The sequence below is a fragment of the Stenotrophomonas maltophilia genome, assembly GCF_013464485.1.
Classification (GTDB): Bacteria; Pseudomonadota; Gammaproteobacteria; order Xanthomonadales; family Xanthomonadaceae; genus Stenotrophomonas; species Stenotrophomonas maltophilia_AW.
The window spans coordinates 21,662-33,576 of the sequence record NZ_RAUX01000004.1 but is presented as its reverse complement, the minus strand read 5'-3'; the positions used below and the strand labels follow the sequence as shown (position 1 = coordinate 33,576).

The following is an 11,915-nucleotide window of genomic DNA, read 5'->3' as shown; positions in this document are numbered from 1 at the left end:
ACAAAGAATTCGAAGGGTACCGCATACCGATACCCGCAAAGTAGGGGGCAGCCCCGGCCGAGGGCCAGGCCCTGCCCCCAAACCATTGTCCTGAAAGGATTTTCCCTAGACCAGCTGAAGCTCGAACGCCTTCAGCACGGCGCGCGTACGGTCGCGCACGCCCAGCTTGGACAGGATGTTGGACACGTGGTTCTTGATGGTCCCTTCAGCCACGCCCAGCGAGTTGGCGATCTCCTTGTTGGAGAAGCCGCTGGCCATCAGCCGCAGGATCTCGGTTTCACGGTCGGTCAGCGGGTCCGGTCGGTCCAGGCTGACGAACTCGTTGCGCATGTGCTCCAGACCGGACAGCAGGCGCTGGGTCACCGCCGGCTGCACCAGCGAACCACCCTCGGCCACGGTGCGGATGGCCCCCACCAGCTGTGCCAAGGTCACGTCCTTGAGCAGGTAGCCCTTGGCGCCGGCCTTGAGCCCGGCCAGGACCAGCTGATCGTCGTCGAAGGTGGTGAGGATGATGGTCGGTGGCAGCTGCTCCTGCCGGGACAGCACCTGCAGCGCCTCCAGCCCGGACATCACCGGCATGCGCATGTCCATCAGCACCACGTCGGGGCGTACCTGCGGTATCAGCTCGACCGCCTGCCGGCCATCGCCGGCCTCGGCCACCACCTCGATACCGCCGTCGAGCGCCAGCAGGGAGCGGATTCCCTGCCGCACCAGGGTTTGATCGTCGACCAGGCAGACGCGAATCATCAACGCACTCCTTCAGGAACCTTGGTAAGGGCTGCCACCAGCACCGTTGCCGGCACCGTCGCCCGCAGGCGGAAGCCTTCGCCGGGCCGGGTTTCGACCTGCAGCTGGCCACCACATTGTTGCAGGCGCTCGCGCATGCCGCGCAAGCCATTGCCCACATTGACCATATCCGCGCCGACACCGTCGTCGCGGGCCTCGACCACCACCCGGTCGGGGGCTTCACGGTACACCTTGATCCACAGGTGGCGGGCACCGGCGTGGCGCACCGCGTTGGTGATGATCTCCTGGGTACAGCGCAGCAGCACGTGGGCCCGCTGCGGGTCCTCCACGTTCAGCGGATCCTCGATGTCCAGCTGGATGTCCAGCGATGGCACGTTCTCGGTCAGCGGCCGCAGTGCGGCAGCCAGGTCGATGGCGCCGGTCTCCCGCAGCTGGCTGACCACCTCGCGCACGTTGCCCAGCAGCAGCTTGGCCAGGGCGTGCGAGCGCTTCACGTGGTCCAGCGCCTGGCCCTCGGCCAGATGGCCGGCCACTTCCAGGTTCAGGGTCAGCGCGGTCAGCTGATGCCCCAGAAGATCATGCAGTTCACGCGAAATGCGGGTTCGCTCATTGACCCGGGCGCTTTCGGCCAGCAGGGCGCGGGTGGCGCGCAACTCCGAATTGAGCCTGCGCTGCTCGTCGCGGGCTTGGGTCTGCTGCCGCGCGACAAGGCTGGTCACGAAGATGAACATGGAAAAGCCGCCATACAGCAGCGATTGCATCACCGCTTCGAACAGCGGGAAGTTCAGCAGCATGTAATAGACCGGGGCCACCGCCAACTGGCTGACCAGCAGCCACAGCACGCACAGGCGCGCCGACAGCATCCACGGAATGACGCCGGCAGCCACCATCATCAGGATGCTGCCAAGGCCGGAACCACTGAGGTAGCTGACGCCCAGCGCCGAAACCGTCAGCAGCAGCAGCAGGCCGCGGTCCAGCCAGGTGGTGTGACTGTCGCTGTCGCTGCGCAGCAGGCGGGTCAGCCAGTAGTACGCGGCGCCGAAGGACAGATAGGCGACGAACAGCAGGATCGCCCAGCTGCCCATATCGCTGCGGCTGTGCAGGTTCTCGAACTGCGAGTACGCCAGTGGCAGGCCGACCATGACCCAGGTAAACAGGCCGGCCAGACGGAGGACGCGGGTATGGCTGAGGACTCCCAACATGCCAGCACTCTACGGGCCCGGCCTGCGTCGCGCACTCCCACGGAAGTCATGCATCTGCGGTCCCCTGTTCATGCCGCAGCCCACCCAGGGCATGCAATAATCGTGCGCAGGGTCCAATTTGACGGACCAACCGCGTTACCCCACGGAGTCACAATGTCGATTGTCATCCGCGACGTGCGCGAGCACGAGCTCGATTCCGTCCTGGCTTTGAACAACAACGCTGGCCTGGCCATCCTTCCCCTGGATGCGGCCCGCCTGCGCCTGTTCTATGAAACCGCTGAGTATTTCCGCGTCGCCGAGCGCGACGGCAACCTGGCCGGCTTCCTGATCGGCTTCGGCAGCGACAGCCAGCACGACAGCAGCAACTTCGCCTGGTTCAAGCAGCAGCTGGACACCCCGTTCTTCTATATCGACCGCATCGTGGTCGCCAGCCGCCGTCGTGGCGGTGGCGTCGGCCGTGCGTTCTATGCCGACGCGCAGAGCTTCGCCGAGCTGCGCTACCCGCAGATGACCTGCGAAGTCTTCCTCGACCATGGCGCCGATGCCGCCCTGCTCTTCCACGGCAGCTTCGGCTTCCGCGAGCTGGGCCAGAACACCATGCCCCAGGTGGATGTGCGCGCCAGCATGCTGGCCAAGGAACTGTGCAGCTACCCGTGGGTCCAGGAGACCTACGGCGGCAAGCTGCCGGATGTGGCATGGACACGCGCCCGGCAGCTGCCGGCGCAGGCACAGCGGCCGACGGGGACCTGAGCGTGGCGGTGAATTTCGATTACGAACAGGCCGGTGAACTGAAGATCGGCCAGGTGGGCATCGCCAACCTGCGCATCCGTACCCTGGATGTCGAACGGCTCGTGCAGGAAATGCGCGAGCGCGTCACCCGTGCGCCGAAGCTGTTCGGCCGCGCCGCAGTCATCCTCGATTTCGGCGGCCTGAGCCAGGTGCCGGACGTGGCCACCGCGCAGGCGCTGGTCGATGGCCTGCGCAGTGCCGGCGTACTGCCGGTGGCGCTGGCCTATGGCACCAGTGCGATCGACCTGCTCTCGCAGCAGCTCGGCCTGCCGCTGCTGGCCAAGTTCCGCGCGCAGTACGAGCGCGCCGACGCCGAGCCGCCGCCGCCCGCACCGGAGCCGCGCCGCGCTGTCCGTGCCGAACCGAAGCCGGCCCCCGCCACGCCGGTGGCCAAGGTTGCCGACGCTGCGGCTCCGCAGCCGGGCCGGATGCAGCTGGGCAACGTGCGCTCGGGCCAGCAGCTGTACGCGGAAAACTGCGACCTGACCGTGATGGCCACTGTCGGCGCCGGCGCCGAGGTCATCGCCGATGGCAGCATCCATATCTACGGCACCCTGCGCGGCCGCGCGCTGGCAGGTGCCCAGGGCAACACCGCGGCACGCATCTTCTGCCGTGATTTCCATGCGGAACTGGTGGCCATTGCAGGCCACTACAAGGTACTGGACGATGTTCCGGACAACCTGCGCGGCAAGGCCGTGCAGGTCTGGCTGGAACAGGACCAGATCAAGATCGCTGCGCTGGACTGACGCAGCACCCAAACATATGCAGAACCAGGAGAAGTCCTTTGGCTGAAATCATCGTAGTCACCTCCGGCAAGGGCGGCGTGGGCAAGACCACTTCCAGCGCGAGCCTGGCCTGTGGCCTGGCGCGGCGCGGCAAGAAGGTGGCGGTGATCGACTTCGACGTCGGCCTGCGCAACCTCGACCTGATCATGGGCTGCGAACGCCGCGTGGTGTACGACTTCGTCAACGTCGTGCACGGCGAAGCCACTCTCAAGCAGGCCCTGATCAAGGACAAGCGCTTTGACAACCTGTACGTGCTGGCCGCCTCGCAGACCCGCGACAAGGATGCACTGACCCAGGAAGGCGTGGGCAAGGTCCTGAAGGACCTGGCGGCCGATGGCTTCGACTACATCATCTGCGACTCGCCGGCCGGCATCGAGAAGGGCGCCTTCCTGGCGATGTACTTCGCCGACCGCGCGGTGGTGGTGGTGAACCCGGAAGTGTCCTCGGTGCGCGACTCCGACCGCATCATCGGCCTGCTGGACTCGAAGACCCACAAGGCCGAATCCGGCCAGAACGTGCCCGCGTTCCTGCTGCTGACGCGCTACACCCCGCTGCGCGTGGAAACCGGCGAGATGCTCAGCATCGCCGACGTCGAGGAAGTGCTGGGGCTGAAGGCCATCGGCGTGATCCCCGAATCGGGCGACGTGCTCAACGCCTCCAACAAGGGCGAGCCGGTCATCCTGGATGTCGAATCCGCAGCCGGCCAGGCGTATGACGACGCCGTCGCGCGCATCCTGGGCGAAGATCGCCCGATGCGCTTCACCAACGTCGAGAAGAAGGGCTTCTTCAGCAAGCTGTTCGGAGGGTAAGCATGGGCCTGTTCGATTTCCTCAAAGCGAAGAAGACCACCGCCGAAACCGCGAAGAACCGCCTGCAGATCATCATCGCGCAGGAACGCAGCCACCGCGGTGGCCCGGACTACCTGCCGCTGCTGCAGCGCGAGCTGCTGGAAGTGATCAAGAAGTACGTGAACATCGACGTCGACGCGGTGAAGGTCGACCTGGTGAAGGATGGCCAGCACGATGTGCTGGACATCTCCGTGGCGCTGCCTGAAGGCCCGGACAAACCCTGATGCCCCGCCCCGCCCGTGCCTGCATGGGCGGGGCTGCGTGACCTGCATGACCGATACGACAACCGCCGTGGACATCACCTGCGTGGGCGACATCGCCTTCGCCGATGCGCAGTGCCTGCTCGCCGCGCATGGCCTGCTGCTGCACCACGTGGTGGCCGGCGAACCGATTCCCGGCAGCTACTGGGGCGAGCCCGAGGCGGGCATCATCGCCAGCAATGTCTATGTGCGCGATGACACCCCCGTGCACTCGATGCTGCACGAAGCCTGCCACCTGATCGTATTGCCGCCGGAGCGGCGCGCGCAGGTGCACACCGACGCCACCGACTCGGTGGCCGAGGAAGATGCCACCTGCTACCTGCAGATTGTGCTGGCCGGGCAGCTGCCGGGAGTTGGCAGCGCGCGGTTGATGGCCGACATGGATGCGTGGGGGTACACCTACCGGCTGGGGTCTACAAAAGCCTGGTTCGAGCAGGACGCGGAAGACGCCAGAGCCTGGTTGATCGAACGCGGCCTGCCGGTGGCGTAAAGCCACGGGCGCGGTTGACCATGGGCGCGTGGCGACGCGCCGGACCTTGCGGCGCCCCTCTTTTCACTCGGCGCGGTTCGAGCAGGATGCCGAAGACGCGAAGGCGTGGTTGATCGAACGCGGGTTGCTACAGGCAGCGTAGCCGCCAGCCACGCATGGCGTGGATCTGCTGTAGAGCCGAGCCCACGCTCGGCTGCTCTTCGTTGTTACCTGCACAAATACAGATGCAGCCGAGCGCGGGCTCGGCTCTACAGGATCTGACCCTATCGTCCCGTGCGCGATCAGCCCTGCCCCGCCAGCGCGCGCAGGGTAATGCCGACGATGTAGGCCAGATACGTACCGGTGGCATAGCCCATCGTGCCGAGCAGCACGCCCACCGGTGCCAGCGCCGGATGGAACGCCGCAGCCACCACCGGTGCCGAGGCCGGGCCACCGATGTTCGACTGCGAGCCGATGGCGAAGTAGAAGAACGGCACCTTCAGCAGTTTGCCCAGGCACCACAGCAGCACGATGTGCACGCTGATCCAGATCAGGCCAAGCAGGAACAGCCACGGGCGGTCCAGCAGCGCCAGAAGATCCATCTGCATGCCAATGCAGGCAATCAGGAAGTACAGCAGCAGCGAGCCCAGCCGCGACGCACCGGCGCCTTCCAGCGTGCGTGCGCGGGTGAAGCTCAGGCCCAGTCCGAGCGTGGTCGACAGCACCACCACCCACACGAACGGTGCGTCCAGGCTGAACTGCGCAGCCCAGCCGACATTGGCCTTGAACCAGGCCGCCAGCGGCGCGCCAATGGCGTGGGCCAGGCCGACACCACCAAAGGCCACCGCTACGATCAACATCAGGTCGGTGAGGCTGGGAATACGCTCGTGTTCGGCCTGGAAGCGTGCGATACGCTCCTTCAGCTCATCGATGGCCGAGGTATCAGCGCCGCTGCGCGCGTCGATCTTCGCCGCGCGCCCGGCCAGGAAGATCAGTGCGGCCATCCAGACATAGCCGACACCCACGTCGACCACCGCAAACTGGCCGAAGGTGGTGGCGTTGACGTCGAACACCTCGCGCATCGCCAGCATGTTGGCACCACCGCCGATCCAGCTGCCGGCCAGCGCGGCCATGCCCGCCCAGGTGTCGCCGGCCACGGTTTCAGGATGCACGGCGCGCATCAGCAGGAAGGCAACCACCGCGCCGAGCATGATGCTGGCCGACGCGCCCAGGTACATCAGCACCAGCTTCGGGCCAAGCCGCAGGATGCCCTTGATGTCCACCGCCAGCGTCAGCAGGATCAACGCCGCCGGCAGCAGGATGTCGCGCGCGATCGGGTTGTAGAGCTTGGTGTTCTGCCCGTCGATCAGGCCGACGGTGTTGTAGATGCCGGGAATCAGGTAGCACAGCAGCAACGCCGGCACGAAGGTGTAGAAGCGCTTCCACAGGCCCTGCTCGCGCGAGGCGGTCCAGAACACGGCGCCCAGGGTGGCGGCGATCAAACCGAACACGACGATGTCGTTCTGGATCATGCAGGTGCTCTTGTAGAGCCGAGCCATGCTCGGCTGCTGTTGGCGGAAGGAAGGCAGAAGCAGCCGAGCAGGGCTCGGCTCTACAGAAAGCAGAGCGCCGCCGCGAAGGGCGGCGCTGCAACCATCAGTTGCCGATGTGCTGCTTCAGCCAGGCATTGACGGTGTCATGCCACAGGATGCTGTTGTTCGGCTTCAGCACCCAGTGGTTTTCATCCGGGAAGTACAGGAACTTCGATTCGATGCCCTGGCGCTGTGCAGCGGTGAACGCAGCCAAGCCCTGCTCGACCGGAATGCGGAAGTCCTGCTGGCCGTGGATCACCAGGATCGGCTTCTTCCAGTCCGCCACGTGGTTGACCGGGTTGAACTTCTCGTAGTTCGCGGCCTTCTGGTACGGCGTGCCACCCTGCTCCCACTCGGTGAACCACAGTTCTTCAGTGGCGTAGCCCATCATGCGCTGGTCGAAAACGCCATCGTGGTTGACCAGGCACTTGAACGGGCCGTTCCAGTTGCCGGCGATCCAGTTGACCATGAAACCACCGTAGCTGGCGCCCAGCGCACAGGCCTTGTCGCCGTTGAGGAAGGAATATTTCTTCAGCGCCGCGTCCCAGCCCTTCTGCAGGTCTTCCAGCGGGCGGTCGCCCCAGTGCTGGCTGATCGCATCGGTGAAGGCCTGGCCGTAGCCGGTGGAACCATGGAAGTCGATCATGACCACCGCGTAGCCCTGGCCCGCATAGGTCTGCGGGTTCCAGCGGTAGCTCCAGCCATTGCCGAAACTGCCCTGCGGGCCACCGTGGATCAGGAACGCCACCGGATAGGACTTGCCTTCCTGGTAGTTGTGCGGCTTGACCACGTAGCCGTGCACGGTGTCGTTGTTCCAGCCCTTGAACTCGAACTGCTCGTAGGCACCGAAGGACACATCCTTCAGCACGTCGCCAGCAGCCGGGGTCAGCGCGCGCAGCTCGCCGATGGCTTCGCCCGCGGCCGGCAGCAGGCCGACCAGCACCTGGTCGTTGCTCTTCAGGCTGTTGCGGGTGATGGCCACGCTGTTGCCGGCCACGTTGACCGCAGTGACGCTGCCATCGCCGATCAGCTTGGTGGCCTTGCCGCTGGCCACGTCGATCTGGAACAACGGGTGCTCACCCAGGTCATCGGCGGTGGTGTAGATGCTGGCGCCGTCGGCGGAGAGGGCGATGCCACCGGCCGAACGATCCCACTGCGGGGCGATCTCGCGGGTCTTGCCGCTGGCCAGGTCCATCGCCATCAGGCCGAAGCGGTCGGCCTCGAAGCCCGGGCGCTTCATCGCACGGTAGAACAGGGTCTTGCCGTCGGCACTGAACACCGGGCCGGCATCCCAGGCCGGGTTGGACGCGGTCAGATTGACCGGCGCCTGCTTGCCGGCAGCGTCGAAGCGGTACAGGTCGAAGTTGGTCGACCACGGTTCCTGCTTGCCGGCCACGCGGATGCTGGCCACCACGCTGGCGCCATCCGGCGACCACACGAAATCATCATTGCCACCGAACGGCTTTGACGGCGCATCACCGTCGATGGTGGCGCTCAGCGCCGAAGCGCCCTTGACGGCACCGGCCTTGGCCGCCGGCAGCGGTGCCACGAACAGGGTGTTGCGACGGCCGTCGTTCCAGGTATCCCAGTGGCGCACGAACAGCGAATCCCACACCTGACCACTGGCCTTGGCGTCCTTCTTTTCCTTCAGCTTCGCTGCGGTGCAGGCCAGGTCCGAGGCGCAGGTCTGGAACACGCCGGCGCTGAACAGCACGCGGTCGTCCTGCGGCGACACGTGGTAGCTGTCCACGTCCACCGGGAAGTCGGTCAGCTGGCGCGGAGCACCGCCGCTGAGCGGCTGCGCGTAAAGCTGCTGGCTGCCGTTCTTGGCGCTGAGGAAGTACACGGTCTGGCCATCGGTCGACAGCGAAGCGGAATTGACACTCCAGCCAGCCGGAGTGATCTGCTTCGGCGGCGCCGCGTCGCGGGTGCGCAGATTGCGTGCGAACAGCGCGGTGGAGGCCTTCAGGTTGGCGTCGACGCTGCGCTTGGCGAACACCACGGTGCCACCGTCAGCGGTCAGTACCGGCGCGGAGACGCGGTCCATGGCCACCATGTCGCGGACTTCCAGGCCACGGGCAGCGGCAACGCTGGGCAGGGCGGCCAGCAGGCTCAGTGGCAGCAGGGCATGACGCAGTTTCATCGGGGTCTCCGCAGGACGGCAAAAAACCGATGTTAGGCCCGTGCGGCCGGGGCTGCCAAGGCCATCGGTCATGCCTGCGGGCGGGCAATCGCCAGAAACAGCAAACCGCGCCGTAGCGCGGTTTGCGGTAGTGCCGGCCGCTGGCCGGCAACGCCAAGGCCCTTGGACATTCCGTGGCCGCCGGCCWGAGGCCGGCACTACCCAATGAACCTGGGGGCCKATCCCTTCCCTACGGGAAGGGATCGGCCCCCATTGCTTACGCCTTGGCGTACTTGCCAGTGCGGTAGATCAGCCAGCCGACCAGGAACAGCACGGCCAGGCCGATCCACTGTGCGCCCGGCAGGTGGAACGGCACGGCCAGCACGTCGGCGCGGCTGCTGACCACGATCGGAATCGCGATGGCGATGCCCATCAGGGCTTCGCCGGTGATCAGGCCAGCGGCGAACAGCACGCCCGGCTTGTGCACGCGGTCGCGGCCTTCTTCATCGTCGGCACGCACCTTGTGGAAGCGCTCGACCAGGTGGGCGATCAGGCCGCCCAGGAAGATCGGCACCATCAGTTCCAGCGGCAGGTAGATGCCGATGGCGGCCGCCAGCACCGGCACGCGGAAGCGTGCGTTGCGCGACTTCAGCCAGCTGTCGAAGGCGATGATGGCGGCGCCGACCACGGCACCGATGCCGATGAAGGTCCACGGCAGTTCGCCTCCGAACAGGCCCTTGGCCACCGAGGCCATCAGGTTGGCCTGCGGCGCAGCCAGTGCGTTCGGATGCAGCTCGGACTTCACGCCGATGCCGTAGGCGGTGGCCAGCAGGTTCAGCACCGGGGCCATGATCAGCGCGCACGAGAACGCACCGATGCCCAGCATCAGCTGCTGCTTCCACGGCGTGGCGCCGACGATGTAGCCGGCCTTGAGGTCCTGCAGGTTGTCACCGCCGACCGCAGCGGCGCAGCACACCACCGCGCCGATCATGATCGCGGCCACCGCACCCAGCGGCGCACCGCCGGCACCGACCGGCTTCAGGCCATCGGCGCCCAGCAGCACGACCAGCACCGCCGAGGCGAACAGGATGGTGGAGATGGTGATGCCCGAGACCGGGTTGTTGGACGAGCCGATCAGGCCGGCCAGATAGGCCGACACCGACACGAACAGGAAGCCGGCGACGATCATGATGAGGGTCATCGGGATCGACACGTGCCACTGGCCGACGATGGCCTGGTACAGGGCCAGCAGCGGCAGCACGAAGGCCACCAGCGCCACCAGCATCCACTTCATCGGCAGGTCGCGCTCGGTGTGCGCCAGCACCGGGCCACCACTCTTGCGGGCAGCCGCAAAGCCACTCTTGACGCCGTTCAGCAGCGACTTGCGCAGCGAGATCAGGGTCCAGATGCCACCGATCAGCATCGCGCCGACGCCCAGGTAGCGCATTTTCGCGCCCCAGATGGCAAACGCGGCTTCGGTGGACGAAGCGGTGGCGACCGACGCGGCGAGTGCCGGATCGGTGTTCATGAAGAACGCCTGGTAGATCGGGATGGCGATGTGCCAGGTCAGGATCGAACCGGACACCACCACGATGCCGACGTTGAGGCCGACGATGTAGCCTACGCCCAGCAGCGCCGGCGACAGGTTGGTGCCGATGAAGGCGGTGACCTTGGAGCTGCCGACATAGGCCGAGGTGGCCCAGGCATCCGGAATCAGGCGCATGCCGCTTTCCGCGGCCAGCTTCACGAAGGCGCCGATCACCGCCGACAGGCCGAGGATCTTCAGGCCCGGGCCCGGGTTCTCACCGGCCTTGAGCACTTCGGCCGCGGCCTTGCCTTCCGGGAACGGCAGCGGGTCTTCAACGATCATCGAACGGCGCAGCGGCACCGAGAACAGCACGCCCAGCAGGCCACCGAGGCCAGCGATGCCCAGCACCCACCAGTACTTGAAGTCCGGCCAGTAGCCCATGATCACCAGCGCGGGAATGGTGAAGATCACACCGGCGGCGATCGACGAGCCGGCCGAGGCACCGGTCTGGACGATGTTGTTTTCGAGGATGGAACCACCGCCCAGCAGGCGCAGCACGCCCATGGAGATCACCGCGGCGGGAATGGCGGTGGCGATGGTCAGGCCTGCGAACAGACCGAGATAGGCGTTTGCGGCCGACAGCACCACCGCCAGCACGATGGCCAGGGCCACTGCGCGGAAGGTGAGCTGCTTGGGCGCAGCGTCGTGGTTCATGGAAGCCCCTGCTGGCAAAAAATCCTGGTCACGCTAGCGTTCAGGGGGCGGCAAGTCCAGTGCGGTTCGGGAGGGTTGCGGCCGGGCAGCCGGTGGGATAGCCGCTTTCAGCCAAACTCGGCCAATGCATCAAACCCTTCCGGTACATCCCAGGGGGCTGCCGGATGCCGCGGTCTACATGCAGCAGGCCCGCCACCACTGCAGCACTCCGGGCAACATGCTTTGAAGTGCCTCAACTCCCGTGCATCGTGTTCACGAACTGAACGCATGTCATTGAGCTGCCCAATGAACAACCCACTGCAGTTCCGCACGATCAAGTCGCCAGTCACGGCCATCGTGACCCTGTTCTGCCTGATGCCGCTGTGCGATTACGCATCGGCCTGGAGCCGCGTTGGCGCGGTCGAGGTCACCGATCACGCCGGCAAGCCCTGTTTCGGACTCCCCAGGAAAGAGCGCAAGCGTATCGGTGGGACTCCCCAAGTGTTTGGTGTGGAGGTGCATGACGCGATCAGTCCACCGTTACGGCGGCAATGGTCTTTCGGGTTTGCCCATCCCGCCTCACTCCCGCTTCCTCCCGGAGCCTGCGTGCTCTATGGAGAAGTGCCGGCCAACGCCATTGCAAGGCAAACGGCCATGCCGCTGCAGCCTGGACGCCTGTACGACGTCTCGATGTCGGCCACCAGGACCGGCGCCACCCAGTTCTACAACGCCCGGTTCTGCGTGAAGGCCAACGCCGACGGAAGCCTGCGAGCGATCGAGGTCCACTACGACAAGGCGCTGGGCTGGAGTCCCTCGGTCTGCCTGCCCTGAGCCGACGCGCGCTCACGGGACCTCTCGGTGCGTGATGGAAATGCGTCAT

The 11,915-nt window shown here is 66.0% G+C and carries 11 protein-coding genes; 6 read left to right on the top strand and 5 right to left on the bottom strand.

Features of this window, described 5'->3' with window-relative positions:
* Positions 1–105 precede the first annotated feature (105 nt).
* Positions 106–747, bottom strand: a complete 642-nt coding sequence (locus tag D7Y61_RS01850; protein WP_180864756.1) for a response regulator — start codon at positions 745–747, stop codon at positions 106–108.
* Positions 747–1,949, bottom strand: coding sequence for a sensor histidine kinase (locus D7Y61_RS01845; protein WP_126927898.1), 1,203 nt, complete (start codon positions 1,947–1,949; stop codon positions 747–749). The genes D7Y61_RS01850 and D7Y61_RS01845 overlap by 1 nt, the downstream gene beginning before the upstream one ends.
* Positions 1,950–2,102: 153 nt before the next feature.
* Between D7Y61_RS01845 and D7Y61_RS01840 the strand changes: the two genes are divergently transcribed.
* From D7Y61_RS01840 to D7Y61_RS01820, 5 genes are read left to right on the top strand one after another with little or no spacing between them, the layout of a single operon-like run.
* The gene (locus tag D7Y61_RS01840; RefSeq protein ID WP_010483371.1) at positions 2,103–2,699 is read left to right on the top strand and encodes a GNAT family N-acetyltransferase; all 597 of its coding nucleotides are present in this window, start codon (positions 2,103–2,105) and stop codon (positions 2,697–2,699) included.
* The gene (gene minC, locus D7Y61_RS01835) at positions 2,645–3,484 is read left to right on the top strand and encodes a septum site-determining protein MinC (protein WP_180864755.1); all 840 of its coding nucleotides are present in this window, start codon (positions 2,645–2,647) and stop codon (positions 3,482–3,484) included. Before D7Y61_RS01840 ends, minC begins: the two co-directional genes overlap by 55 nt.
* A gap of 38 nt (positions 3,485–3,522) precedes the next feature.
* The gene (gene minD, locus D7Y61_RS01830; protein WP_057496225.1) at positions 3,523–4,332 is read left to right on the top strand and encodes a septum site-determining protein MinD; all 810 of its coding nucleotides are present in this window, start codon (positions 3,523–3,525) and stop codon (positions 4,330–4,332) included.
* Positions 4,333–4,334: 2 nt separating this feature from the next.
* Complete coding sequence (minE, locus tag D7Y61_RS01825) at positions 4,335–4,595, top strand: cell division topological specificity factor MinE (protein ID WP_005408532.1); 261 nt, start codon at positions 4,335–4,337, stop codon at positions 4,593–4,595.
* A 46-nt stretch (positions 4,596–4,641) separates the two neighbouring features.
* A complete protein-coding gene (locus tag D7Y61_RS01820; protein WP_180864754.1) occupies positions 4,642–5,121 on the top strand; it encodes a hypothetical protein in 480 nt (159 codons plus the stop codon).
* A 281-nt stretch (positions 5,122–5,402) separates the two neighbouring features.
* Here the strand turns inward: D7Y61_RS01820 and D7Y61_RS01815 are convergent, their stop codons facing one another.
* The 3 genes from D7Y61_RS01815 to D7Y61_RS01805 all read right to left on the bottom strand — a co-directional run bounded on the left by D7Y61_RS01815 (position 5,403) and on the right by D7Y61_RS01805 (position 11,056).
* A complete protein-coding gene (locus D7Y61_RS01815; protein WP_430543689.1) occupies positions 5,403–6,659 on the bottom strand; it encodes a DUF819 domain-containing protein in 1,257 nt (418 codons plus the stop codon).
* Positions 6,660–6,756: 97 nt separating this feature from the next.
* Positions 6,757–8,835, bottom strand: coding sequence for an alpha/beta hydrolase family protein (locus D7Y61_RS01810; RefSeq protein WP_180864752.1), 2,079 nt, complete (start codon positions 8,833–8,835; stop codon positions 6,757–6,759).
* Positions 8,836–9,091: 256 nt separating this feature from the next.
* Positions 9,092–11,056, bottom strand: a complete 1,965-nt coding sequence (locus tag D7Y61_RS01805; protein WP_024956290.1) for an OPT family oligopeptide transporter — start codon at positions 11,054–11,056, stop codon at positions 9,092–9,094.
* Between the two features lie 285 nt (positions 11,057–11,341).
* Between D7Y61_RS01805 and D7Y61_RS01800 the strand changes: the two genes are divergently transcribed.
* A complete protein-coding gene (locus D7Y61_RS01800) occupies positions 11,342–11,866 on the top strand; it encodes a hypothetical protein (RefSeq protein WP_258010186.1) in 525 nt (174 codons plus the stop codon).
* Positions 11,867–11,915: the final 49 nt, after the last annotated feature.